The 26222-nt window shown below is 40.8% G+C and carries 28 protein-coding genes; 18 read left to right on the plus strand and 10 right to left on the minus strand.

Going from position 1 to position 26222, the window contains the following annotated elements:
* Positions 1-13: 13 nt before the first annotated feature.
* Positions 14-436, minus strand: a complete 423-nt coding sequence (locus MKY17_RS02985) for a hypothetical protein (RefSeq protein WP_098370484.1) — start codon at positions 434-436, stop codon at positions 14-16.
* A gap of 638 nt (positions 437-1074) precedes the next feature.
* Here MKY17_RS02985 and MKY17_RS02990 point away from each other — a divergent pair.
* Complete coding sequence (locus MKY17_RS02990; protein WP_286176945.1) at positions 1075-1449, plus strand: stage III sporulation protein AH; 375 nt, start codon at positions 1075-1077, stop codon at positions 1447-1449.
* A 502-nt stretch (positions 1450-1951) separates the two neighbouring features.
* Here MKY17_RS02990 and mreBH read toward each other — a convergent pair.
* Positions 1952-2959 (minus strand): rod-share determining protein MreBH, encoded by a 1008-nt coding sequence (gene mreBH / locus MKY17_RS02995; RefSeq protein WP_098370486.1) that lies wholly within the window; start codon positions 2957-2959, stop codon positions 1952-1954.
* A gap of 414 nt (positions 2960-3373) precedes the next feature.
* Between mreBH and MKY17_RS03000 the strand changes: the two genes are divergently transcribed.
* From MKY17_RS03000 to map, 6 genes are all read left to right on the plus strand, one after another.
* Positions 3374-4471, plus strand: a complete 1098-nt coding sequence (locus MKY17_RS03000) for an AbrB family transcriptional regulator (RefSeq protein WP_179891010.1) — start codon at positions 3374-3376, stop codon at positions 4469-4471.
* A gap of 368 nt (positions 4472-4839) precedes the next feature.
* The gene (gene motA / locus MKY17_RS03005; RefSeq protein WP_098370488.1) at positions 4840-5631 is read left to right on the plus strand and encodes a flagellar motor stator protein MotA; all 792 of its coding nucleotides are present in this window, start codon (positions 4840-4842) and stop codon (positions 5629-5631) included.
* A complete protein-coding gene (motB, locus tag MKY17_RS03010) occupies positions 5624-6379 on the plus strand; it encodes a flagellar motor protein MotB (RefSeq protein WP_098370489.1) in 756 nt (251 codons plus the stop codon). Before motA ends, motB begins: the two co-directional genes overlap by 8 nt.
* Positions 6380-6424: 45 nt before the next feature.
* Positions 6425-6700 (plus strand): late competence development ComFB family protein, encoded by a 276-nt coding sequence (locus MKY17_RS03015; RefSeq protein WP_260398005.1) that lies wholly within the window; start codon positions 6425-6427, stop codon positions 6698-6700.
* A gap of 200 nt (positions 6701-6900) precedes the next feature.
* On the plus strand, positions 6901-7416 hold the full coding sequence (locus MKY17_RS03020) for a type 1 glutamine amidotransferase domain-containing protein (protein ID WP_098370490.1): 516 nt from the start codon (positions 6901-6903) through the stop codon (positions 7414-7416).
* A 107-nt stretch (positions 7417-7523) separates the two neighbouring features.
* Positions 7524-8270, plus strand: a complete 747-nt coding sequence (gene map, locus MKY17_RS03025; RefSeq protein ID WP_098370491.1) for a type I methionyl aminopeptidase — start codon at positions 7524-7526, stop codon at positions 8268-8270.
* A 41-nt stretch (positions 8271-8311) separates the two neighbouring features.
* Here map and MKY17_RS03030 read toward each other — a convergent pair whose 3' ends face one another.
* The 4 genes from MKY17_RS03030 to MKY17_RS03045 all read right to left on the minus strand — a co-directional run bounded on the left by MKY17_RS03030 (position 8312) and on the right by MKY17_RS03045 (position 10656).
* On the minus strand, positions 8312-8554 hold the full coding sequence (locus tag MKY17_RS03030; protein ID WP_179891011.1) for a DUF2164 domain-containing protein: 243 nt from the start codon (positions 8552-8554) through the stop codon (positions 8312-8314).
* 11 nt (positions 8555-8565) lie between these two features.
* On the minus strand, positions 8566-9081 hold the full coding sequence (gene mobB / locus MKY17_RS03035) for a molybdopterin-guanine dinucleotide biosynthesis protein B (protein WP_179891012.1): 516 nt from the start codon (positions 9079-9081) through the stop codon (positions 8566-8568).
* Positions 9069-10334 (minus strand): gephyrin-like molybdotransferase Glp, encoded by a 1266-nt coding sequence (gene glp, locus MKY17_RS03040; protein WP_098370494.1) that lies wholly within the window; start codon positions 10332-10334, stop codon positions 9069-9071. The genes mobB and glp overlap by 13 nt, the downstream gene beginning before the upstream one ends.
* A gap of 97 nt (positions 10335-10431) precedes the next feature.
* On the minus strand, positions 10432-10656 hold the full coding sequence (locus MKY17_RS03045) for a DUF1128 domain-containing protein (protein WP_098370495.1): 225 nt from the start codon (positions 10654-10656) through the stop codon (positions 10432-10434).
* Positions 10657-10887: 231 nt separating this feature from the next.
* On the opposite strand from MKY17_RS03045, the gene MKY17_RS03050 reads away from it, so the two are divergent.
* The gene (locus MKY17_RS03050) at positions 10888-11280 is read left to right on the plus strand and encodes a YtxH domain-containing protein (protein WP_098370496.1); all 393 of its coding nucleotides are present in this window, start codon (positions 10888-10890) and stop codon (positions 11278-11280) included.
* Between the two features lie 16 nt (positions 11281-11296).
* Complete coding sequence (locus MKY17_RS03055; RefSeq protein ID WP_098370497.1) at positions 11297-12136, plus strand: YihY/virulence factor BrkB family protein; 840 nt, start codon at positions 11297-11299, stop codon at positions 12134-12136.
* 234 nt (positions 12137-12370) lie between these two features.
* On the opposite strand, the gene MKY17_RS03060 is transcribed toward MKY17_RS03055, so the two are convergent.
* Both MKY17_RS03060 and MKY17_RS03065 read right to left on the minus strand, forming a co-directional pair.
* Positions 12371-14290 (minus strand): heavy metal translocating P-type ATPase, encoded by a 1920-nt coding sequence (locus tag MKY17_RS03060; RefSeq protein ID WP_098370498.1) that lies wholly within the window; start codon positions 14288-14290, stop codon positions 12371-12373.
* A 330-nt stretch (positions 14291-14620) separates the two neighbouring features.
* Positions 14621-15787 (minus strand): MFS transporter, encoded by a 1167-nt coding sequence (locus MKY17_RS03065; RefSeq protein WP_098370499.1) that lies wholly within the window; start codon positions 15785-15787, stop codon positions 14621-14623.
* Positions 15788-15976: 189 nt separating this feature from the next.
* On the opposite strand from MKY17_RS03065, the gene cax reads away from it, so the two are divergent.
* Both cax and MKY17_RS03075 read left to right on the plus strand, forming a co-directional pair.
* Positions 15977-17035 carry a calcium/proton exchanger gene (cax, locus tag MKY17_RS03070; RefSeq protein WP_076371201.1) on the plus strand — a complete coding sequence of 353 codons (1059 nt, stop codon included), beginning with the start codon at positions 15977-15979 and terminating at the stop codon, positions 17033-17035.
* A gap of 465 nt (positions 17036-17500) precedes the next feature.
* A complete protein-coding gene (locus MKY17_RS03075; RefSeq protein WP_098370500.1) occupies positions 17501-18313 on the plus strand; it encodes a YfkD famly protein in 813 nt (270 codons plus the stop codon).
* Positions 18314-18346: 33 nt separating this feature from the next.
* Here MKY17_RS03075 and yfkAB read toward each other — a convergent pair whose 3' ends face one another.
* The gene (gene yfkAB / locus MKY17_RS03080) at positions 18347-19474 is read right to left on the minus strand and encodes a radical SAM/CxCxxxxC motif protein YfkAB (protein WP_098370501.1); all 1128 of its coding nucleotides are present in this window, start codon (positions 19472-19474) and stop codon (positions 18347-18349) included.
* A 150-nt stretch (positions 19475-19624) separates the two neighbouring features.
* Between yfkAB and MKY17_RS03085 the strand changes: the two genes are divergently transcribed.
* Positions 19625-19810, plus strand: a complete 186-nt coding sequence (locus MKY17_RS03085; protein ID WP_034305661.1) for an SE1561 family protein — start codon at positions 19625-19627, stop codon at positions 19808-19810.
* Positions 19811-20117: 307 nt separating this feature from the next.
* Positions 20118-21686, plus strand: coding sequence for a fumarate hydratase (locus tag MKY17_RS03090; protein WP_098370502.1), 1569 nt, complete (start codon positions 20118-20120; stop codon positions 21684-21686).
* A gap of 49 nt (positions 21687-21735) precedes the next feature.
* Here the strand turns inward: MKY17_RS03090 and MKY17_RS03095 are convergent, their stop codons facing one another.
* Positions 21736-21873 (minus strand): hypothetical protein, encoded by a 138-nt coding sequence (locus MKY17_RS03095; protein WP_179891013.1) that lies wholly within the window; start codon positions 21871-21873, stop codon positions 21736-21738.
* A gap of 111 nt (positions 21874-21984) precedes the next feature.
* Here MKY17_RS03095 and MKY17_RS03100 point away from each other — a divergent pair, with 111 nt between their 5' ends.
* From MKY17_RS03100 to MKY17_RS03120, 5 genes are all read left to right on the plus strand, one after another.
* Positions 21985-22170, plus strand: coding sequence for a hypothetical protein (locus MKY17_RS03100; protein ID WP_098370503.1), 186 nt, complete (start codon positions 21985-21987; stop codon positions 22168-22170).
* A gap of 228 nt (positions 22171-22398) precedes the next feature.
* Positions 22399-23175 (plus strand): delta-lactam-biosynthetic de-N-acetylase, encoded by a 777-nt coding sequence (pdaA, locus tag MKY17_RS03105; protein WP_098370641.1) that lies wholly within the window; start codon positions 22399-22401, stop codon positions 23173-23175.
* 122 nt (positions 23176-23297) lie between these two features.
* Entirely contained in the window at positions 23298-24182 is an 885-nt protein-coding gene (locus tag MKY17_RS03110; RefSeq protein ID WP_098370504.1) for a DNA-3-methyladenine glycosylase, read from the plus strand.
* Positions 24179-25564 (plus strand): 23S rRNA (uracil(1939)-C(5))-methyltransferase RlmD, encoded by a 1386-nt coding sequence (gene rlmD / locus MKY17_RS03115; RefSeq protein ID WP_098370505.1) that lies wholly within the window; start codon positions 24179-24181, stop codon positions 25562-25564. The genes MKY17_RS03110 and rlmD overlap by 4 nt, the downstream gene beginning before the upstream one ends.
* Positions 25565-25680: 116 nt before the next feature.
* Positions 25681-26211: a DUF1456 family protein gene (locus MKY17_RS03120; RefSeq protein ID WP_098370506.1), complete on the plus strand. Its 531-nt coding sequence runs from the start codon at positions 25681-25683 to the stop codon at positions 26209-26211.
* Positions 26212-26222: the final 11 nt, after the last annotated feature.

The following is a 26222-nucleotide window of genomic DNA, read 5'->3' on the forward strand; positions in this document are numbered from 1 at the left end:
CTTTCCAGTTGTTTTAATTTGATATTTTTCCTGAACCTTTTATATTTCTACCGTCATCAACTCTAAAAATTTGCAAATAATACTTAGTACCCCCACCTAGACCAGAATAGCTACCTGACAGACTAGAAGAAGTACCATTTTTATTAGGTGTAGCTTTTATTGTACCAAAACTGTTACCTGAGGTCTTATTCCATAATTGATAAGTTATGGGGTTAGGACCTACAGGGCTAGGGTCAGAGCTATATTGATAATGTGTACCACTTAATTTTGCAGTTCCTTTATTTAAATTAAAATATTGACCGTTTTTACTTCCATCAACTATTCGAAGATTCATTGTAAAGCTATAAGCGTTAGTTGCTGCAAAAGCAAAAGAGGGCATTGCTATTATAATTGATAATATACATATCACTGAAACTGAAAATAATTTAGTTTTCAATAATTACACCCTTTCCGTGTTTTTATATGTGACCACATATTACCTATTTGTTAACAAGGAATATAGTATCGTAAATATCCACAATTTACGTCTCAATTTTGAAATGTTCTGTTTCAGAAAAGAACAATAGTAAACTGATGTTTGAATAATTAATTTTATTTTAAAATTCATGGTGAATAAAGATTGTAAGTTAATGAACAACAGACGTATTAAAGGAAGTGGTTGTAACGCAGATAAATCAAGTTTATCGAGTTGAGGTATAACCATGAAAAAACAATCTTTTACATAATCACAATGTTTTTTTATCAGCATGCGATTCTAGTAGTAAAGAAATTAAGGTGAAATTTAATGAAGATGAGTTAAAAAAACTATGTGTCTAATATCAGTATTTATGATAAGCCTAAAAAAAGTCGCAATTTTAGACAGCGTTATTAATGATCAGCAACCTGCATTAAATGGACAAATTGTTGCTAAATATGACGTAATTAATAAAAAAATTATACAAAAGATTTATATGGTCATGGAACTTCAATTGCAAGCATCATTGCCGCAAAGGAAAATGAAGAACGGTGCAAGGAATTAATCCTTTAGTAGAAGTATACGATGTAAAAGTAATTGATAACGAAGGGAGGGATAAGATGTTAAGCATTGAAAGAAATCCAAAAAATCGAGTATATTTAGAACTGCTTGTTTTATGCTTTGATGTGTGTGATGAATTTCATCTAGTTGTTAGAAACAATATGGGTTCGATACGAGGGTTAGAAGAAATTATAAATAAGTTAAAAGTATCATTAATAGAAATGAGATGCGAGTCAACATGGGCTAGTACCACTCTTGGTGATAATCAGACAGCAAATGTTTATTATTTTCACGCTGACGAGAATGCAAAGAAAATTATAAAATTGATTACAAAATCGATTTATCAGTGGGGAATGCCAAGTTTACCTGAAGATTTGTCATTTTTTAAACAAGGAAAGGTTTGGTTGGCTACTTCTTCGCATGAAAAACAATGATTATTTATCCTGATAATGATACCGAAGCTTCTAGGATTAAGGATATTGAAGGCTTAAGAATTCAAGAATTGGAAGATTAACAAATGGGAGGTTTCCTTGATAATAAAATAAGGGTGAATCCTATATACCTTTACAAAGCATGAAAGGGTCTCAACTTAAATGTTGAGGTCTTTTTTCTTTGTATTAGATACGCAAAAAAGGTTGCTGGAGGACGGCGCTATGGGGATAGGCGTATCATGTAACCAAGGTGCTCGCATCAAGTGTAATTTTGTATAGGATGAAACAAGTCCTTCCATTCCATGTTTCAGATAGCAACCATCTTTTCAGAGGGGATAAACCTACATGTCTTTCTTGAGCAATGAATTTATATTTTTTTCCTTCACAATTACTCTAAAACTGCATTTGATTTTTCGTCTATCGTATATTTAGTAAAAAAACTGCACCTCCAATTGTTAGATGTTGTCTAACAATTGGGGTGCAGTTCAAAGACAGCCCCTTATTTTTAGTACACGGCTTTTTGTAGTTTGTGAATGACCTCAAGTGAAAGCCCGGTTCCGATGGCAACTGATTCAAGCGGGTTATCTGCAAGTTGGACTGGGACGACAATTTCATTCGTCAGCCATTCTTGTATCCCGTTGAGAAGTGCACCCCCGCCGGATAAGATGACACCTTGATCGACGATATCCCCGCTCAATTCAGGAGGACAATCTTCCAAAGTGGCCCTGATTGCTTCCAGTATATGAAGAAGCGATTCCTGAATGGCTTCCTGGACGTCAGTGGACGATATTGTAATCGGCTTTGGAAGACCCGTTACAAGATCGCGACCCCTGACTTCCATGCTGATCACGGAATGTTTAACGAGTGCGTAGCCGATTTCTTTTTTTATTTCCTCGGCTGTTCTTTCCCCAATCAGCACATTATGTTTTTTTCTAACATATTGGCTGATATCTTCATCCAATTGATCTCCGCCAATTCTGATTGAATTGCAAGAAACGACGCCGCCATAAGAGATGATTGCGACCTCAGTCGTTCCGCCGCCGATATCAACGATGACATTGGCAACGGGCTCTTCGACAGGCAGGCCCGCACCTATTGCTGCTGCTACTGGTTCCTCGATAAGGTGGACCTGTTTCGCTCCGCAGCTTTTGACTGCATCCTGAATGGCCCTTCTCTCAACTGATGTGGAACCTGATGGTGTACAGACCACTACGCTAGGTTTGCGAATCGATAAACCTAGGGCCTTACTTGCTTTTTTCATGATTTCCCGAAGCATTTGCGCGGTTACATTAAAATCCGCAATGACACCATCCTTAAGCGGACGGATTGCCACGATATTTCCGGGTGTTTTCCCGATCATGTTTTTTGCATCCACACCGACTGCCAATACTTTATTAGTCTCTATATCAATGGCCACCACAGATGGCTCATTAAATACGATTCCTTTATTTTTACTGTAAACTAGCGTATTTGCAGTCCCTAAGTCAATGCCTATTTCTGTATTTGATAACATTTAGTCACCCCTCCATAAGAGTTTGACCCCTATATACTCATTCTACCTTTTATTGCGAGTTTGTGGGGGTGGGAAATCTAGTAAATTGTGGAATTGCCATGCCGTTTCTTTTCATAGAAAGAAAACATGATGAAATATAAAAGTGCACTGGCGATGGCAAGCGCGCGGATAACGGCAAATGTCCAATTGTAACCAATCCACTGACATCGGAATGGCTAATGGCGATAACATTCTGCCTATTGTAAAACGTAAGCTGAATGCTGCAAAATATTGACCCCTCATATGTGCGTTTTTAGTATATTTCACACTGCGCCCCTCGCTTCAGTCGAAAGCAAGCGTGGATGGCAGCTTTGAATCAGCTTGTTTTATGTTAAGATATAGAAGAAAATCAGCTTAGATAAAGAAGGTAATTTTGTGAGTGCAAATTTAATCGAGAGTAAGAGTTTTAGAGTCATCTTTACAGCTTTTCTAGCCTTCCTGGGTGGTTATGCGTTTGATAGCCTTGGAATATACTTGCCATGGATGCTTGGACCATTATTCGTCGTGATGATCGCGAAAGTGAAGTTAAGGAAGTACTTGTTTTGGTCTAAAACCTTTAGAAGTACTGGATTGGTCATTCTAGGATTACAACTGGGCAGTTCATTCACGAAACAATCGTTAAATGAGATGATTGAATATTTGCCTGTTATGCTTTTTACGACAATCGCAATCATTTTATTTACAGTTTTGACTGGCTGGTTTGTCGGGAAACGAATGAACTTATCCTTGGGCACATCCATGCTTGGCAGTTTTCCGGGAGGGCTTTCCCAGATGGTGGTCTTAAGTGAGGAAATGAAGGATAGTGATGAAACGGTTGTAGGTTTCATGCAAACACTGCGGGTCATCCTTGTGATTTCCATTGTTCCTTGGATCGTGACTCATGTAATGTCAGTTGGATCAGGTACGGTAATGGCCATTTCGGAGCGGCCGTTTTTCTTATTTGATTATGATGGGAAATTAGCCATCATGATGTTGTTAACCTTGCTATTATTCATCTTCATCACAAGGAAAGTGAATTTTCCGCTGCCTTTTTTGCTAGGACCTCTCATGGCTGCAGCACTATTCAATTTAGCAGGACCAGGTGCCCCGCAGATTCCTGATTTTTGGTTGAACTTGTCGCAATTGTTGATCGGCGCACATTTAGGCTACACACTGAAGGTTGATAATCCCCGACTTTTCAGAAAGATGTTTGGGGCTGTATTCGTCAGTAATGTCCTATTGATTGGATTTTGCTATTATCTTTCCGTTCAGTTTGCCCCGATCCTATCTTTGCAGCCGAACGAATTATTTTTGAGCATGGCGCCAGGCGGCGTCGCCGAAATGGCCGTAACAGCCATGTCTGTGCATGTGGATTTATCCGTTGTCACAAGTTTTCATTTATTCAGGATCCTATTCATTTTATTTTTCCTGTCACCCATCATAAAATGGCTGGTTGGAAGAAGCAAGGGAAAACAAGAACAGGGACAAAGCTGACAGGCTTTGTCCTTTTTCTTTTCGGAAAAACTGAAGAGTGAAAAGAACAAATGTCAGACGTTATGCGGAACTCACGAGTAAAAGCAGAAAACTTACGAGTAAACCGTCAAAACTCACGAGTAAAAGCGCATATTCCAGACGTTATGAGAAAAGTACGAACGGAACAGGCTTGAAATTCAATTCTCGAAAGAATATTGTACCCGAACCATTGAAATGTGCTGTTGAATAAGCTCATGTAGGCGCCGAAGTTGGTAGGTTTTGTGAGAATTTAATGAAAAATGAAATCGAATAGTAAAATAATCCTCACTTTTTTTGAACTTCATCCGATATAAGGAGGAGACGAGACTTTAAATGAATGGGTGAGTATTATGGATATAACATCAGTTTTGGGCGTAGTTCTCGGTATTGTGGCCATCTTGGTCGGAATGGTGTTGAAAGGCGTAAGTGTAACGGCGTTGATTAACCCGGCGGCTATTTTGATCATTATTGTAGGGACGATAGCTGCTGTCGTAACGGCTTTCCCTTTGTCGGAATTAAAAAGACTACCAAAAATATTCAAGGTTTTATTCTATGAACAAAAATTGACAAAGCCTGAAGATTTAATAAAAACCTTTTCGGAATGGGCGGTCATTGCCAGGAAAGAAGGCTTATTGGCATTGGAAAGCATTTCGGATCAAGTGGATAATACCTTTTTGAAAAATGGCTTGAATCTTGCAGTAGAAGGCCAGAGTGCCGATTATATTCGTGATATTTTAGCGGAGGAAATAGACGCGATGGAAGAACGTCATTTAAGCGCGGCAGCGATTTTCAGTCAAGCCGGTACATACGCACCGACGCTAGGCGTATTGGGTGCGGTAATCGGGCTGATTGCTGCATTGGGGAATATGGCTGACACGGAGGCATTGGGACATGCCATATCTGCCGCATTCGTCGCAACCTTGATGGGGATTTACACGGGGTATGTATTATGGCATCCATTCGCCAATAAGCTCAAACGGAAATCGCAGCAGGAAGTCCGAATCAAAGAAATGATGATAGAAGGTATTTTATCGATCATCGAAGGGGAAGCTCCAAGAACGATTGAACAGAAATTAACATCCTATTTGCCTGCTGGAGATCGTAAGAAGTGGTTAGAAGGCGATGTGAGAGAAGATGGCTAGGCGCAAAAAGAAACAAAGGCATGAAGAGCATATCGATGAATCATGGCTGGTTCCCTACGCCGATATCTTAACATTGCTTCTTGCGCTTTTTATCGTCTTGTTCGCTTCAAGTTCGGTTGATTCAGTAAGGTTCCAGCAATTGTCCAATGTATTTAACCAGGTTTTTACAAGCGGAACGGGTTTTATGGATTTCCCAAGTGATTCCCCCAGCAATGAGCCGACGTCACCAGAACAAAGAACAGGTGCAGAAGATCTTGAGAAGCTAGGGAAAAACGAACAAGAAGATCTTATGGAAGTTCAGGAGCGTGTAAATGCCTACATCCAAAAAAATGATTTAACGGATAAATTGGGAACGAACCTTACGGATGAAGGGATGTTGATTTCAATTAGGGAAAACGTGCTGTTCGAATCGGGGGTGGCTGAGGTGAGGCGTGAAAACCGAAAAATCGCTAAGGAAATCTCGGATTTACTGGTCATGGACTTACCCAGAAACATTATCGTAAGCGGACATACCGATAATATTCCCATTAAAAATTACCAATATGAATCCAACTGGGATCTGAGCGTGATGCGATCCGTGAATTTTATGAAACTTCTCCTAGAAAATAAAGAGTTGGATCCCGAAATGTTCAGTGCTAAAGGGTATGGGGAATTCAAGCCGGTTGCTTCTAATGAAACGAAAAAAGGAAGAGCGAAAAACCGGAGAGTTGAAATCCTAATTGTTCCACGGACAGCGATGAATGAGTGAAAACCTGTCAGGAATGGACGGGTTTTTCTTTTTGAAGGAGAATATATGGAAAGAGAATATACAAATGTGATGGAAGAAATCGTTGTGACATGGGTGCAGGTATTAATGTCAGGTATGGAATATCAAACATTTTGTTCGTGCAGAAAATGTAAGAATGACATCATCACATTATCATTGAATAACCTGCCTAATTACTATGTAACCACGGAAGAAGGGCGGAAAAGGATATTTGGAAATTTGAATACAGAAGAAAATAGGGAATGGATCAATAAAAGAATCATCAATGCGATACACGTTGTTGGCCAGTATCCTAAACATTGATCAAATGGCTGCCATTATCTTTTTTCCGATATTAAAAAAGGCGGACAGCGACCTCCGAAGGGATTTAGGAAATATAGCGGTACATTACTCATAAACAAAAGGGACAACCATTAATTATGTGTTTATTTATGGTGGCAAAGGGAACATAAATAAAGTACAAAGTTGGTTCATTCGATCAAAAATTGAGGAGATGAATGATTATGGGTAAAAATATTGCATGTGTTGTAACGAATATGTTTGAGGACTCGGAGTATAGTGAACCGGCAAAAGCATTCGAAGAAGCCGGCCATACGGTAACGAGGATTGAAATGGTAAAAGGGAAAACTGTTAAAGGGAAACAAGGGGAGGTAGAAGTCGAGATTGATGAAAGCATCGACTCAGTGAAACCAGAAAATTTCGATGCATTATTCATCCCCGGTGGGTTTTCCCCTGATCAACTGCGTGCTGACGAACGCTTCGTATCTTTCGCCAAATCGTTCATGGATGATAAAAAACCAGTATTTGCGATCTGTCATGGACCGCAGTTGCTGATTACGGCCAAAACACTTGAAGGACGCCACGCAACAGGATATACATCCATTAAAGTCGATATGGAGTATGCTGGTGCCACCTATTTGGACAAAGAGGTTGTGGTTTGCGGCAACCAGCTTGTAACCAGCAGGACACCTGAAGACCTTCCGGCATTTAACCGGGAATCGCTCAATCTATTGAAATAATGAAAAATCCCGGCAGCTGCCGGGATTTTTCATTTTAAAAGGATTCATATACTTCAATCTTTGCAGTAAAATAAAAGGAGAGACGAATTAAAAAGGAAGTGTCACGATTGATCGTATTAAAATCTGCGCGTGAAATTCAAGCGATGCATGAATCGGGTAAAATTTTGGCAGCTTGTCATAGGGAGATTGCAAAATTGATTGTTCCTGGGGTGACAACATGGGAAATAGAAGAATTTGTTGAAGGATTCTTAAAAAAACATGGTGCGAAGCCGGAACAAAAGGGTTACAAAGGGTATGAGTATGCGACATGTGCCAGCATAAATGAAGAAATTTGTCATGGTTTCCCTCGTAAGACCCCTTTGAAAAACGGAGATATCGTAACGATTGATATGGTCGTTAATTATAACGGGGCCCTTGCTGACTCTGCTTGGACGTATACGGTCGGTAAGGTTTCAAAGGAAACCGAACATTTAGTGAATGTGACGAAGGAATCTTTATATAAGGCGATTGAAGTATGTGTGGAAGGCAATCGGATTGGAGATATAGGTCATGCCATACAAACATATGTCGAAGCGGAAGGATTCTCTGTCGTTCGTGATTTCATCGGACACGGGATAGGAAATGTCATTCATGAAGAGCCGCAGGTTCCGCATTATGGACTGCCGAATAAAGGTCCGCGTCTTAAGGAAGGCATGGTATTCACCATCGAGCCAATGGTAAACGTAGGTACATATAAAGCAAGCCGGGATCCGAATGGATGGACGGCATCCACTGCAGATGGGAAATACTCGGCACAATATGAGCATACGATTGCCATTACGAAAAACGGTCCGCTTATTCTGACCGAACAATGAACATAAAAAAACAGCATCGATTATGATGCTGTTTTTTCATTTTAATCAATTGGACGTTCCAATGAATACAAATCTTCTTCAATATTTCCTAATCTGTCCTCAATGACTTTTTTAGCATCTTTGATACCTTCATTATAAATAAAGGGAGCAATATTTTCGAAAATGAACTGCAAATGATTTTCAGCAGCGATTTCACCGATTTCCTTGCCTTGTTCCTGATACACATATTCTTGGATACTTTCGATCATCTTGCGGCGCTTTTCAATGGGAAATTGTATGAACATTGTGCCCTCCTTCATATTTGTTCTAAAAACCATGTAATGAATTGATCCGAATCCAATGGGAAGACGGGTACTGAAGCATGATTCCTTGTTCGTTCCAGACATTCGGGCCAAGCCACAGCTGCTTTGACATTAGTAAGCCGTTCCAATAACAGGAGGTCACTTTCTTCTTTGATTAAAATGACCTTAGGAAAGTCCTCTTGCTTATAACCTTCAATTAAAATCACATTAGGGAGAAATAGATACAGTAATTGAATTAGTTCAGTGATAGGGGCTTTCCCCTTGAAATTGCCGAGCAGCTCGATTGTGCCATCTCCTTCAACAAGTGAGGCGGCCGCCCCGGCATGAAAGTGTTTATTGGAATCCTTCGTGCCTGTGACATCTGGTTTTCCGCCATGTCCATGATGTTTTAAAACGGCTGTCTCTAATTTTGCTTCGCGAAGCTGTTTGATTATATTCGTTATGAAGGTCGTTTTTCCTCTATTTTGGTAGCCAACAACCTGGAAAATAAAGGGCTTCACCAAGGCCATTTGCATCCTTCTTGGTCATCGAGAAGCAGGATGTCCACAAAATCTCCAGTTTGGAAACCACGGGTCCCCCCAGGTAAGACGGTCAGTGAATTGGCACCTGCCAAGCTTGTTGTAATATTGGATTTATCCACACCACTAGGAATTACCTTCAACTGGCCGGATTCGTAAAATAATCGGGTCCGAAGCAGACGTGAGAATGGATTGGGTTTTAAGAAGTCTTCTGCCAATTGTGCCGTCTCTTTTCGTAAATGCGGATGTTCCGAAAACAGCATGGTGCGGATGATCGGTCTTGCAAATAGTTCAAAGCCGACATAACTGGCGGATGGATTGCCGGATAAACCGAATAAAAATTTGTTATTATATACGGCTACGGTCGTCACGCTGCCGGGGCGCATGGCCACTTTGTTGAATAAGACATCAGCGCCAATTTTTTGATAAATATCCGGGAGAAGATCAAAATCACCGACAGAAACTCCTCCTGTCGTAATGAGCAGATCCACTTCCTCCAAGGCAGTTGAAATGGCCTCGTAGCTTAATTCGAATTCGTCCTTAAGCTTTCCGTAGAAACGGACTTCTCCTCCGGCCCTCCGAATTTGGGCGGAGATGGCATGTGAATTGCTGTTGCGAATTTTGCCGGGCTGCAACGGTTCATTAACATCAAGAAGTTCAGACCCGGTAGCGAATAATCCGACGACAGGCTTAGTGGCAACTGGCACTTCGGCATAACCGAATGTTGCGAGCAAGCCGATGATCCCTGGATTGATCGCTGTTCCTTTTTTCACAAGAACATCGCCTTTCTTTGCATCCTCACCTTGAAAAGAAACGTTTTCGCCTTCCTTAAGCGAGCGTTTAAATGATATGTACTTCTTTCCGTCCTTCTCGAATTCCTTCGTAAGCTCGAGCATGATTACGGCATCACACTCAGCTGGCATCTGAGCTCCAGTCATGATCCTTGCCACTTGATTTTTTTGAACAGGAATATTTGATACCATACCCGCAGCCAACTCTTCAATCACTTCGAACTCGAGAGGGTTATTTATGGAACCTTCGGCCGTATCCTTGGACCTAAGGGCGAATCCATCATATGGCGAGCGGTCAAAATGCGGAACATCATTTGTAGCTACAATATCTTGAGCCAAAAAACGGTCATGGCTTTCCTCGAGGGGGATCAGTTCCATATGTCCTGTTAATTTATGCTTCATCACTTTTTCCACTGCTTCTGCAATACTGATGGGCGTTCTTCTTTCTACCATGCTTACAACTCCTGTCGGTTTTCAATTTCTATATCCAATGTAGCAGAATTTTTTAAAAAATGAAAAAAATCCTCACCGGTATGGGAGGATTTGAATGTTACTTATTACGCAGTCTTCCAAGTTCTTCAGCGATAGCTTCCATTTCACGGACACTGAAATTCGTTTTCTTCATCACCATTATATAAATATCGTGCAGTTCTTCGTACATCTCGATATCAAAATGGGTCGATTTGATTGCACCGAAGTTCATCACCTTTAATTTATCCTTGATTGCTTCGATCATAAACTCGACACTTTCGGCTGTGTTTTGCGTTAAATCCATTTCCCTCATCCTTTCATACGTTCCTAAATTATTTTCATCTTTGCATGATTACCTCTAGAAGTCAATGAATATTCGGGTGGAAAACGAAGCTTGATTCCCGATTCACTTGGTCATCTCCCGCGTTTTAAAGTGAGAGAGTTTGGGAAAAGATAGGAAAAAACTTTTTTAAACATTGTATAATGGAGGTAGCTACCATTATCCATCACTAATATATGAAGAGGAGGAGAATATATGAGCAACATTCGAGAAGAATATAAGTGTGCCAAGAAAAGCAAATTTATGCAATCGGTCTTTATTGGGGCGTTGGCTGGGGCAGCGATAAGCCTTTTTGATAAGGATACGCGTAATTCTGTATTGGAAAACAGTAAAAGCTGCATGGGTAATATGAAAGAATTCATGAAGAATCCCAATGGGGTGCTTAAACAAGTAAGTGAAACATCATCTAAGGTCCGTTCCACTGTTGAAAAAATTTCCGATGATGTATCCTTCATTTCCCAAAAGGTGGAGGAAATGAAAGACATTCCTTCGCAAGTTGCCCAAGTGGTGATGGAGACGAAGGAAGTTTTTGCTGCAGAGGAAGAAGAGCCAACTTCAAGTCACCATGAACGGATTTCCTTAAATTAGAAAATGGGGTGGAGGTATGGCCAATAAAAAAGAATGGCTGAAAGGCTCATTCTTTAAGACATTCATAAAACGGTTACATGTGGATGATGTGTCGGGGCTTGCCGCACAGCTGTCTTATTTCTTTTTACTTTCCCTGTTCCCGTTACTTATTTTTTTATTCACTTTATTGGCCTATCTGCCATTTTCCCAAGAAGATATATTGAATACCATCCGTACATATGCGCCTGACGATTCGATGAAAATCATTGAGGCTAACCTATCTGAAGTGATGGAAGCGAACGGGACTTTATTGTCGTTTGGTGTCATTGGAACGATATGGTCGGCCTCGAATGGGATGAATGCAATCATTAAAGCATTTAACCATGCATATGGTGTAAAAGAAAGTCGAACTTTCTTTATTTCCCGGGGAATGTCGATTCTTCTTACTTTAGCGATGATTTTTGTTTTTATTGTCGTTTTATTGCTGCCGGTATTCGGAAAACAGATCGGAGTGTTTTTATTTGCCGAAATTGGACAATCCGATGAGTTTCTTACGATTTGGAACCAACTTCGCTGGGTGATCAGTACGCTTGTATTTTTAATTGTGTTCACCATCCTTTATTGGATTGCGCCCAACATAAAGCTGAAATGCATAACCGTAATGCCTGGTGCTATCTTTGCAACGGCAGGATGGAGTCTCGCTTCCTTTTTGTTTTCTTTTTATGTGGATAACTTCGCAAATTATTCCGCAACATATGGAAGTCTTGGAGGGATAATCGTATTAATGGTCTGGTTTTATTTATCGGGACTCATCATCATACTGGGCGGGGAAATAAATGCGCTCATAAGTGAAAAGGAAAAACCAGAATGTAGATGAGCTTCCTGGAGTTTCCGTAATAGCGGACTATCATGCTGCGGATACTATTCAAGAACTAACAACTTTTGAAGAGGAGGAGTTCTTTCATGAGTAAAAAGGATGGAAGCACAAAGCAAAAAGGAAAAAATAAAGGTTCGAACCATAAAACATCAGGTTCTGCAAACGGTAAGAACGGATATCACTAATTGAAAAAAGCATAAAAAAGGGAGCCCTCGAGGGCTCCTTTTTTTATGCTTAGTTTCTCAAAAGTCTTAAGCTGTTCAGTATAACGAGAATTGTGCTTCCTTCATGGCCAATCACGCCATATGGGAGGTCTAGAAATTGAAGGAAATTGGATGCGATCAGGATCATGATGACCGAAATTGAAAAGATGACGTTTTGTTTTATGATCCGATTCATTTTCTTGGATAATTTGACTGCTTCCGCAATGCGCGGCAGATCATTCTTCATCAGAACAACATCTGCTGTCTCCAGGGCAACATCCGTGCCTTCACCCATTGCAATTCCAACAGATGCTGTTGCTAGTGCAGGTGCATCATTTATGCCATCCCCAACCATTGCTACAGTGCCAAAATGTTCTTTCAGCTTTTTCACTTCAGTCACTTTGGTTTCAGGTAGGCATTCGGCAATATATGCATCAATATGGCTCTCCGAAGCAATCGCTTTAGCCGTTTTTTCCCCATCTCCTGTAAGCATGACGGTATGGATGCCCTCATTTTTCAAGGCTTCGATGGCTGTTACGGTTTCTTCACGCACGACATCTTTCAAAGTGAGTATGCCTGCAATTCCTTGATCATCTTTTGCATAAACGATTGTCTTACCTTGTTCAGCCAATGTCAGTGCAATGCCATTTTGGAATCGTTCTGCTTCACTGCGACCGACGAAATCAGCTTTTCCGACTTGCCAAAGCACGCCATTGATATAGGCTTGAACCCCATTACCTGAGATATCTTCCATGTTATTTGGTTTAATGATATCCTTTTGCAATTTTGATTTGGCATAACGTACGATCGATGTTGCCAAAGGGTGATTCGAATAATTTTCAACAGATGCAATATGAAATAAGAAATCATCTTCGTTTAAATCTTCGCGGATAATGACATCCGTTACCTCTGGTTTTCCTTTTGTCAATGTACCGGTTTTATCTAAAGCAATTGCCTTCAGATTACCTAGATTCTCAAGATGGATGCCTCCTTTAAATAAAATGCCATGACGGGCTCCATTTGAAATGGCAGAAAGTGTAGCAGGCATGATAGAGGCCACAAGGGCACAAGGAGAAGCGACAACGAGCAGGATCATCGCTCTGTAGAATGTCTCGGTCCAGCTCCACCCCAATAGGAAATGGGGTACGAACATCATCAAGGCGACAACAGTCAATACTACTTTTACATAAGTCCCTTCAAACCGTTCAATGAACAGCTGGGAAGGGGACTTTTCACTTTGTGCGGATTGAACGAGAGTAATTATTTTTTGAAATAATGTTTCACTTGCCGGTTTGGTGATTTCCACGGTAATCGTTCCACGGAGATTAACCGTTCCCGCAAATACTTCATCATCCAATGATTTACTGACTGGTATGGATTCGCCAGTGATGGCGGCTTCATCGATATTGGTACGGCCGTCCGTGATTTTTCCATCTGAAGGAACTCTCTCACCTGGTTTCACTAAAATCAAATCCCCGACATGCAGCTGTGAAACGGATACGGTTTCTTCATATCCATTAGTGATGCGCAGTGCTTCTTCGGGCTGTAAGTCCATTAGTGCCGAAATTTCTTTATGGCTTTTATTCATCGTGTATGTCTCAAGGGCACCGCTTAAAGCGAAGATGAAAATCAATATGGCGCCTTCCGTCCAATATCCGATGACCGCAGAACCGATTGCCGCAAAAATCATCAGCATCTCAACATTCAATTCCCGGTCAGCAATCGTATCTTCTATGCCTTCTTTCGCCTTGGCATATCCGCCAATTAAGAAAGAGGCCAAGTATATGACTATGGAAGCAGTTTCCATTCCGTTCTTTGAAAGGGCCCAGCCCAATACTATAAGTAAACCGCTGAATAATGCAGCAATAAGTTCTAGATGAGGTTTTGCTTTTTCCAACCAAGTGGTTTTGCATGCAGCCGGTTGGGTTAAATGTTTAGTATCTGTAGTCATAAGACTCCCTCCCACATTCTTCTCTATTTTGTGTAAATGATATAGATTATCATTTGTGTTATATCTAATTGAGAAAGATAATCAACGTCATTTCTCTGGATAAAATATGAAAGCTGCCACCGTAATTGCGATGACAGCAATGTTTTCAATGGTTTATAAACGTGATGTCCTTTTTGTTATTATTATAGTACCACATATCCTATTCGGAAATAAAGAAGAATGATTCTAATCTAGTAAAAAATATAAAGTATTTCCTAACTAATATAAAGTCTTTTGATAAATACCGTTCAAATTGAATAATAAAAGAAGTAGTCCAGATAAAAAACTATACTACATAACTGAAGCAGGCATTTTTTCCTTAAACAAGGCTAATGATATGAAGACAAGGAAAAGCATGATACTGATCATATAGAAAAAGTTCCCTCCATCGATGTGTTCTATAACCAGGCCTCCAAAGAATGGACCGCCGATGCTGCCGAGACTAAAGAATATACTGCATAATAAATTCCCAGCAGGTAATAGGTTTCTTGGCAAAAGATCTGCCATATAACTGATTCCCAGCGAGAAAGTCGAACCAACCATCATTCCGCCAAACATAAAGCAGAGGAATAGGCCAAGAACTGAATAGGAATAAAACCCTGCAAGCGTGAATATGGCAAACCCTGAAATAAGAATCGTCAACAAGGTCTTTCGCCGTCCAAAACGGTCACTGACCATCCCCAAGGGAATCTGGGTAAGCAGAGTCCCAGCAGAAAATGCCGGAATGATGATGGATACTGCTGTTAAATCGATTCCGGAGCGCAGGGCAAATACAGGGAAATTGCTATTCAATGAGGCTTCAAGCACACCAAATGTAAACGGAAGTAAAAAAGCGACCCAGGCTATGCGGCTTACTTTCGTAAACCTTTTGAGTGTGCCAAGGAATGATGTGCTTTCAGAATCATCCTGTTCAGGAAGCTCATTTCTAATAAGGAAAACAGTGGACCAAGCCAGAAGGCTAAGTATGGATGTTATGATGAAAGGCAACGACTGATTGATCTCGAGAAGTTTCGTCATCAGCGGGCCAACCATGAAGCCAAGACTGAAGAAAAGTCCATAAATGGCAAGATTCCTTCCGCGCTTAGCTATTGGTGAAATGGCAGTGATCCATGTCTGTGTAGCAAAGTGAAGTGTATGATCGCCGATACCAATGAAGAAACGCAGAACGAACCAAAACCAGAATGATTTCCAGACAGGAAATAAGGCAAGCGATACAATGACCGTTATCCCGCCAAATAATATCAATGGCTTATAGCCGTATTTACGGAGTGGGGCTTCCATAAAAGGAGAAATCAATAGAATTCCAATATACAGGGAGGCTGCATGAAACCCGTTTAGGGATGAGCTAATTCCCTCATTTTCAAAAATGATGGCAATGATCGGCAGAAGCATCCCTTGAGAAAACCCCGATATGCCGACAATTAAGATTAAAACGCTTAAAAGCAATTTATTATTCATAAAATCATGTCTCCTAAGAAATGTATACCTTCTTGATGTTACATCTTAGGAAGAGGATTAAGCAATAGAAATTTGGGTAAATATTGTCAAGAAGAGAGGTGTTGATAAAATTTTCCTTTGTCTTCACCCGAAGATTATGTATGATAGTTTTTGTTACATAAAAAGAACTATAGGATTGTGAGGAGAAGTATCGTGAATAAAATATTTTTGGGGCTTGTCCTGTTAGGCGTCCCTTTATCTGTCATTGGGTCATTATTGCATTGGCCGAGTGTAATCATGTTCATAGTATATTGCTTAACAATCGTGGCGCTGGCAGGCTTCATGGGCCGGGCCACTGAAAGCTTAGCAATCGTTATGGGACCAAGGATTGGCGGTCTCTTGAATGCAACCTTTGGTAATGCAGTAGAATTGATCATATCCATCTTTTCATTAAAGGCGGGGCTAGTGGGTGTTGTGCTGGCGTCTTTGACTGGTTCCGTTTTAGGAAATTTATTGTTGGTGGCAGGACTTTCATTCTTTGTCGGAGGGACTAAATACAAACGGCAGAAGTTTAATGTATTCGATGCGAGGCATAATGCCGGACTATTGATTTTTGCAGTAATTGTAGCCTTCGTCATACCGGAAATATTCACACAAAACATGGGTGAATCAAGCACGATGTCGTTAAGTGTCGGAATTTCCATTATATTGATCTTATTATATCTTGCTGCATTATTCTTTAAATTGGTTACTCACCGCGGGGTATATCAGCATACAGAGAAACTCGAGGAACATGAAGAGGAAGTACCGGAGTGGAGCAGGAAAAAGGCAATTATAATACTTGCTGCCGCTACATTGGCTGTTGCTTACGTATCGGAAAAACTTGTCCATACGTTTAGCGAGGTGGGGGAAGCCTTCGGATGGTCAGAGTTATTCATCGGTGTCATTATCGTTGCGATCGTCGGTAACGCGGCAGAGCATGCTTCCGCCGTCATAATGGCCTATAAAAATAAAATGGATGTCGCTGTGGAGATTGCCGTTGGTTCCACGCTTCAAGTAGCGATGTTCGTCGCTCCTGTACTCGTATTGATTTCGTTAATGTATCCAACCAGTATGCCGCTTGTTTTCACAATGCCAGAACTGATATCAATGGTTTCAGCAGTCTTTCTGGTGATCATGATTTCTAATGACGGGGAAACGAACTGGTTTGAAGGCCTTACCTTATTGGCCGCATACTTCATTATGGGAATTGGATTTTATTTATTATAAGAATGCAGGCCTTCCGATGTGGGAGGTCTTTCTTTAAGTTAAAAAATAAAAATGACTCTGCTCAGGTTAGATTTAGCAGAGTCATTTCTATATCAGTAAATTACCATTCATAAGTTATTCCAAAATTTTTCATCATGCTTTTGAAAAAGTTGAGAAAATATTCTAGAGTGTCACACCATCCTTTTACATCAGATTTAAGTATAGGCGAATTCGTTTTCTGTCATCCTTTAAAAGGGTGTCATGGAATGTTCGATAAGCATACCTCCTGAAGGTTTAATAGGTATGAACGATTTCGCCTCCTTTTTATAATGTAAAATAAGTATAACTGATTTGAAGAGAAAAGTAAATATTCTAAATTTTACAAATTCATTACAAAGTTGAAATCGTAATGAAATGTATAGAATGTTGGCTAAAAACAAAATCTATAATCAATATGATTGAACCCCTCAAAAGGAGTGCGACAGCATGAGAAGAACTATTTTTATTACGATGATTGCCCTAATTGCCTTCATTCAGGCGAATGTAAGTTTTGCAGCTGATATACCAGAAGTCAAAGCAGATCCGAATAAGGTGAATATCCCACCTTCAGTATTGAATATTGCAAAGGAGAATACGTATCCGAACCCGACCCAGGATCTTCCGATGCTGCAGCCAAGTAATCTTGCCGAACAATTGATCGATTCGTCGGATATCAAGATTGAAAACCCAGAACTCATCAAAATGTTGAATGAATCCGCAATTGCAAAAGCCCCGCTTGCTTTTGGATACAGAGCGACCATTTACCTTGGACATTGGGCATTGAATTATGAGTCCTCGGAAACGGCACCAAACTGGGAATACCAAAAGATCAATACGAATTACTATGATAATCGCGGCGGTGAAGTTCCCTATAAGATCCGTTATGTCCAGGAAAGTCAGAAGGCAGTAAGTGGCGGTCTGACAGCGAAAATTCCTAAGGCTGAGGATGTTCAAAAGATGATGCTGCTAAAAGCCACTGAAAAAACGAATTTGCCATTGGCTTTTGAAACGATCATCGGAGCTGGTACGAAAAAAGATCAAGTATACAATGTTGCTTCAAATAGGATTGGTTACTTATCCAGTTTTGCTTCCGCCGTCAATGAAAAAGGCAAGGTCACATATGGGGAAGTATATTTGAACCTAAAAGGAAATAAAAGAACCATTACGATAAAGAATATCACTTCACAAGGCATCGGTGCATGGATACCGGTTCAGGACCATGTTTCCTTCAGCTTTACAGTCTCGCAGCAACCTAGGTAAATTGAAAAACTCGCCGGCTTGGCGAGTTTTTCTTCATATGGTTGACTTCCTCATCCTGAAGTCATCCTTCGGGTAGTAGGCATTTTTGACGAGAACATTCGGGCCCAGACATTTGACTGCCGGGCAGTGGCAGTTCAATTCATTGGCCAGTTTCGAATTCATCCATGTGTCATAGGAATCGGTCAAGGACTGGTCTTTGATATTCCCTAATGTAGGCGCGTCACCGAAATCGGTCACGATCACTTCCCCGGTGAAAATATTGATGTTCAACCTGGAACGTCCATCAGGGTCATTCCGTACGGTCACTTTATGTGAACCATAAAGTCGTTGAAGCAGCTTTATATCCTCCTTACTGTTATTGCAAGGATAAAATGGCAGGGTACCGAAAAGCATCCAAACATTTTCATCACGGATATCAAGCAAATGATGAATCGCTTCACGCATATTATCCAATGATAAAGTTTCAAGTGCCGAAGCGAAATCGCTTGGATACATCGGATGAATTTCGTGCCTTTGACATCCCATTTCATCGACGATCTGTCTGTGAATATGCTCAAGATGAGGCAATGTCCGTTTATTAAGCATCGTTTCTGCAGATACCAGCACACCAGCTTTTGTCAGGGCACGGGAATTTTCAATCATTTTATCAAATAATATCTTTCGCTGTTCCCGAGATGGTTTTCGGTCCATCATGGCAAAGCCGATATCAATGAATTCATCGATCGTTCCCCAGTTATGGGAAATGTGCAGAACATCCAAATAAGGAATGATTTCCTCATACCGTTCCAAGTCAAGGGTCAAATTGGAATTGATTTGTGTCCGTACCCCGCGGCTACGGGCATATTTCAATAGAGGCAAAACATAATTCTTCACTTGTTTTCTTGAAAGCATCGGTTCCCCGCCAGTAATGCTGAGCGAGCGAAGCAAAGGGATCTCATCAAGACGCCGAATCAGTAATTCCAGAGGCAGGGCATCCGGGTCCTTGGGCTGAAGTGTGTAACCGACGGCACAATGCTCACAACGCATATTGCAAAGGGTGGTGGTGGTGAACTCCACGTTGGTGAGGCTGAGTTTTCCATATTGTTCAACGTCCATATATGCTTCCCAAGGATCATACTTGGGTGTAATTGGTGTTAAAAGATCTTGCTTGATTATTGACATATTTAAAACTCCTTACGTAATAATGCACTAACCCATTATGAACAATGGGAACAAAAATTGTCAAATGGCGGAGAGCTGCATTTATAGCTTGCCATTGCACTTTCAAGCAGATTTCGTTACGATGAAAGAAGAACGGAAGGAGAGTGCCTCATGGGAAAATCCATTACAGGTAAAAACGAACAATTAACATACTTAAAAGAACGCCTCACGATGTTCATGGAAGTTCTTGATCATATCGAACCGGAAAATACGGAGTTGGAAGATATAGACCGTTTAATCGGCATGATAGATGATTTGGAAGGCAAAGTGGAACAATTCAAAACCCGGGAAGACTAATATCTGTTTCGATAGTATGACTTTTTCAATGTTAATATTCATGAAGGGATGACGAGAAATCTGCGTCATCCCTTTTTAATATCAAATCTTCTTGGAAATGATTGGTGATGACATTTTGACTTATGGGCTATTTAAGGCGCTTTGATCATTTCTCTCCAAATTGCTGTTCATTAAGAAAAATAATTACTTGTTTTCGAAAGATTATGTTAGATGTATAATAAAACGGGTGTTGAATCATTCGCTATTTATAGAGAAGCAGGGAAATGATTAAATCTAATCTAGGGGAAATAAGAGGGGGAAGAGAAATTTGGATATTCAAAAATTCCAAGAAAGTATGTACAGTCTTATCGTTGAAACTTCAACGAATCTTCCAAAGGATGTTCGTCGTGCGGTCAAAAGTGCAAAACAACGTGAAAATGCAGGTACTCGTTCTGCATTAAGCTTGGACACCATCACGAATAATATTACAATGGCTGACGACAATGTATCACCGATTTGTCAGGATACTGGTCTGCCGACTTTCAAAATAAAAACTCCAGTTGGCGTGAACCAACTTGAAATAAAAAAAGCAATCCGAAATGCGATCATTTTAGCGACTAAAGGCGGAAAACTTCGTCCAAACGCAGTTGACTCTTTATCGGGTGAAAATAGTGGGGATAACCTTGGGGAAGGTCTTCCTGTCATTAAATTTGATCAATGGGAAAATGACTATATTGATGTTCGTCTTATCTTAAAAGGCGGCGGCTGTGAAAATAAAAACATCCAATACAGTCTGCCTATGGAGCTTGAAGGATTGGGGAAAGCGGGCCGTGATTTGGACGGAATCCGTAAATGTGTACTTCATTCTGTCTACCAAGCACAAGGACAAGGCTGCAGTGCCGGCTTCATCGGCGTTGGTATCGGAGGGGACCGTTCATCCGGATATGATCTGGCTAAAGCTCAACTTTTCCGCAGTAATGAAGATGTGAATCCGAATGAAGACCTTCGTAAACTTGAAGATTACATCATGAAGACAGCTAATGAATTGGGAATCGGCACGATGGGCTTTGGCGGTGAAACTACACTGCTTGGATGTAAAATCGGTGTCATGCACCGTATTCCGGCAAGCTTTTTCGTATCCGTTGCTTACAACTGCTGGGCGTTCCGCCGTTTAGGAGTGAAAGTCAATCCTGAAACAGGTGAAATCAATGAGTGGTTGTATCAAGAAGGCGAGAAAATCGACTTTGCTTTAGAAGCAGAAAAAGCAGCGAAGGATGAAGTGGCAGCCGCTGCTGAATCGGACGTTAAAGCTTCCCGTGAAATCACCCTGCAAGCACCAATCACGGAAGAACAAATCCGTGAATTAAAAGTTGGTGACGTAGTTCATATTAACGGCAGAATGTATACAGGCCGTGACGCCATCCACAAGCATTTATCTGAAAATCCTGCACCAATCGACTTAGATGGACAAATCATCTATCATTGTGGCCCAGTTATGCTGAAGGACGAAGAAGGTAAATGGCATGTGAAGGCTGCCGGACCAACAACAAGTATTCGTGAAGAACCATACCAAGGAGATATCATGAAACGATTCGGCATCCGTGCAGTTATCGGTAAAGGCGGAATGGGACCGAAAACACTAGAGGCACTAAGTGAACACGGCGGCGTTTATCTAAATGCAATCGGCGGGGCTGCTCAATATTATGCAGACTGCATCAAGTCCGTCGAAGGTGTGAACTTCACCGAATTTGGTATTCCAGAAGCGATGTGGCATCTGAATGTTGAAGGATTTACTGCCGTAGTTACCATGGATTCACATGGAAACAGCCTGCATAAAGACGTTCAGCAATCTTCGTTGGAAAAATTGGCACAATTCAAAGAACCAGTATTTAAATAATTGTATGGCAAAAGACGCTCACCAAACGGTTGAGCGTCTTTTGCATATCTTACTTTTCGATTTTCGGCAGTGGATCGATCCTTGAAGCATCCTCTAAATTCAATCCACTTTTCACAAAATGAACAAACACTCCGCCACCTAAACCAAGACAACCAACAAAGCCTATAGTGATAACCCATTCCAGCATTTCATTCCCCCCTTGCTAAATGTATATGAAAAAAAAGGCGATAATTAACTCAAAAAAGTACAATCTTTTGGAACGCTCGCACATACATTAAAAGAGAAAGGGGGGATTTTCATGCAGAATAGCTACATCTTATACTTTATCGCCATGTTAACCGGTTTTGCTTTCATCAAGCTTCCTGTGGCAAATACGATTTTCTCCGGTCTTGAAACATTCCTTGACGTAGTCGGAATTGTAATCGTTCTCATTTTCGCTATCGCCATTATTTGGAAGGCGGCACAAGCGTTATTTAAAGGATAAACAAAGCATGGGGGGCCAATCCTTTTTCGAGGATAGGCCTTTTTTATGTGGATTAAGGTTTTGCGGGGAAATACCTTTAATAATTCGGACCGCGGTACTAAAATTTGTCCCTGAGCGTAGTAAATTAGACCCTGGACCAATAATTCGACATTCACAATATCATGCATATAAATCTTCATGTTCCAAACAATAAGAAAAAAGGACATGGGGGATATTCCAATGAAAAAAATGGTGATTTTATCCGCTTTTATATGCTTGATATGCTCTTTGGCAAGCCCAGCTTTTGCAGAATCCTATAACTGGGGTTTCAATAAAGGAAAAAATGGGACACCTGCCGATGCCGGTAAAAAATTCAATGAAATGCTGCCTGAATATGAAGCGATTTATAAAGGGGATACAAAGAAAAAAGCCGTTTATTTAACGTTTGATAACGGTTATGAAAATGGCTATACGGCCCAGATTTTAGATGTTCTGAAAAAACATGGCGCTCCTGGAGCTTTTTTTGTAACGGGTCATTATTTAAAGACCGCACCTGAGCTTGTTGTCCGTATGGCTAATGAGGGGCATATCGTAGGAAACCATTCATGGAACCATCCGGATATGACCAGCGTGACGGACGATGTGATACGCATGGAGCTTGAGCGGGTAAAAAAAGCAACGGAAAAATTAACGGGGCAAAAGGGAATGAATTACTTAAGGCCGCCTCGTGGGGTATTTAATGAGAGAACAATGAGGGTTGCAAAAAAAGAAGGGTATTACCACATCTTCTGGTCACTGGCATATAAAGACTGGATTGTTGATCAACAAAAGGGTGCCGCGTTCGCACACGATGAAGTGCTTAAGCAGATTCATCCTGGCGCGATTTTATTACTGCATACCGTATCGAAGGATAATGCGGAAGCATTGGACTCAATTCTGACGGATCTTGAAAAACAGGGGTACACATTCAGTAGCCTTGATGATTTAATGATTGAGAAACGGTTGCCGAACCGAATGCTTTATTAAGATGAGAAGCGGGTCCTGTAGTGATAATTCAGGTCCCGCTTTTATCCATTCTCTTCAATTTCAAGTAATATTTCTGGAAACATGCTATAATACGTGGAAAACTGCTAAAGGATGGATCGCTTGTGTGGACAGAAAAATTACAGGTTCAAGGACCCTATAATTTCGATCTAGTTCTCGAACGATTATCGTTAGACCCACTTCAGGTAGTTGATTTTACTAACAGGACGGTAAAAGTTCCGCTATATATAGAAAAAGAACCAATCGTTTTGCAGGTTCAGGCAATAGGAAATATCGATGAACCATCTTTTATCATCAAAGGTCATTCAGAGGTTTACAAGTCAAAAGCAATCGAACGGTTAAAAAAGGTTTTTCATTGGCATCAGCCATTAGAAGGCGTTTCCCGGCATTTCCGGGAATCAGATTTAAGGGGAATCTTCGAAGAACACCGCGGTACTGCCATAGTCTTGGACTTCGATTACTACAGTTGCCTCGTCAAATGCATCATACATCAGCAATTGAACTTATCCTTTGCCCATACGCTCACGGAACGATTCGTTAAAACCTTCGGCTACCAGATGGAAGGTGCATGGTTTTATCCGACACCGGAAACAACAGCCCAACTTCAAATCGAACAATTAAGAGCCATTCAATTTAGTGGCCGAAAAGCCGAATACGTCATCGGACTTTCCGAGCAGATCATTCAAGGCCATCTCAACCTTGATATAATGGAAAAGCTATCCGATCAAGAGGTTATGGATACACTAATAAAAATACGCGGTATCGGTAGATGGACGGCTGAAAACTTCCTGCTTTTTGGACTTGGCCGGCCGAACCTATTTCCTAAAGCCGATATTGGCATTCAAAATGCCTTGAAAATATTATATGGCTTACCGCAAAAGCCGACCCAAGAAGAAATGGAGTCCTATAGTGTGAAATGGGCCCCATATCTAAGCTACGCTTCCCTCTATTTGTGGAGAAGCATTGAAAAACGGAGTGAAAAGAAATGACAAACATTCAAGATACAAAACTGGAAGTAAATCAAACCCTTCCCCTTACGATTAAACGGCTTGGCATTAACGGGGAGGGAGTCGGTTATTTCAAAAAGAAAGTCGTCTTCGTCCCAGGTGCATTGCCTGGTGAAGAAATTGTAGCTATGGTCACAAAGGTTCAGTCAAACTTCACTGAGGCGAAAATAAAAACCATCCGTAAAGAATCACCGCATCGCATTGCAGCACCATGTCCGGTTTATGCTGAATGCGGCGGATGTCAGTTACAGCATTTAAGTTATGCCCAGCAGCTTATTGAAAAACGCGATATCGTCATTCAAGCGATGGAACGTCATTCGAAATTCCCAGTTTCTTCATTAAATGTAAAAGAAACGATCGGCATGGAAGATCCTTGGAATTATCGCAATAAGAGTCAGTACCAAGTCGGCCAAAAAGATGGCAAATTGATTGCTGGCCTTTACGGCTTGAATTCCCACACACTGATCGATATCCCGAATTGCCTTGTACAGCATAAGGCAACAAATAAGGTAACGCGTACAGTGAAAAAGATACTAAAGAACCTGAACATCTCGATTTATAACGAAAGAAAAAGAAAAGGTGTTATCCGTACAGTCATTACACGGGTAGGCTTTGAAACAGGTGAAGTACAGGTTGTCCTCGTTACTGGTGCGGAAGAAATTCCACAAAAAGATCAGTTGCTTAAACAAATTCGTGACCAACTGCCAGAAGTGAAATCGGTCGTTCAAAACATCAACAACCAGAACACATCACTTATCTTTGGCGAAAAAACGATTCACCTGGCAGGTGAAAAAGTCATCAACGAAACATTGGGTGACCTATCATACGAACTATCAGCCCGTACTTTCTTCCAACTTAACCCGGTCCAAACTGTTCGCTTATATGATGAAGTGAAAAAAGCAGCAGCCTTAACCGGCACGGAAAAAGTGGTTGACGCTTATTGTGGTGTTGGGACCATTGGCCTATGGCTGTCCGAAAATGCCAAAGAAGTCAGAGGAATGGACGTCATTAAAGAATCCATTGAGGACGCCAAGAAAAATGCAAAAAAACATAAACGCAACAATGTTTTCTATGAAACAGGCAAAGCCGAGAATATCCTTCCAAGCTGGACCAAAGAAGGCTGGAAACCGGACGTACTGGTCGTCGACCCGCCAAGATCCGGCTGTGATCAATCATTACTGCAGACAATCTTGAAAGTTAAACCGAAAACCATTGTGTACGTATCATGCAACCCGTCCACATTGGCGAAGGACTTACAAGAACTGAGCTCTTCTTATCGCGTGGAGGCCATGCAGCCGGTGGACATGTTCCCGCAGACGAGCCATGTTGAAGTAGTAACCTCATTGAAGCTGATTAAAGAATAAGCAGAGTGATCCGGGAATCTGTAAAAGATTCTCGGATTTTAATCTGCGTTTATTTCCATCCATTTGTGAAATAATGAAAGTACTGTGAAATCGAGAAATACATAGGAGGGTTTTGGATGCATAATCATGATATATTAATTCGATTAAGATATGCGCTGGATATTAAAAATAAAGATATGGTTGAGATATTTAAGCTCGGGGATATTGAAGTGACAAGAGAAGAAGTCATGCAGATGCTCACAAAACCAAAAGATGATTATTATGATGAATATGATGATGGTATGGATGAAGATGAAGATGGGGTAAACTGCAATAACATGATGTTAGAGTCCTTTTTAAATGGTTTGATCATTTTTAAAAGAGGGAGACAAGAGCCAAAACCTGGTCAGCCTCAAAGTCAGGCACCGGATGTAAAGATTAAGGAAAGTGTGAATAATATCCTTCTGAAGAAACTGAAAATAGCATTGACATTAACCAGCGAGGATATGATTGATATCTTAGATGAAGCAGGTGTCATGATAACAAAAGGGGAATTAAGCGCTATATTAAGGAAAGTGGGTCATAGGAATTATAAAGAGTGCGGGGATCGATACGCCAGAAATTTCTTAAAAGGATTAACTTTGAGATATAGGGTAAGGGTTCAGTAACTGTTTTTATC

The organism is Peribacillus sp. FSL P2-0133, from assembly GCF_037975445.1.
Lineage (GTDB): Bacteria > Bacillota > Bacilli > Bacillales > DSM-1321 > Peribacillus > Peribacillus simplex_E.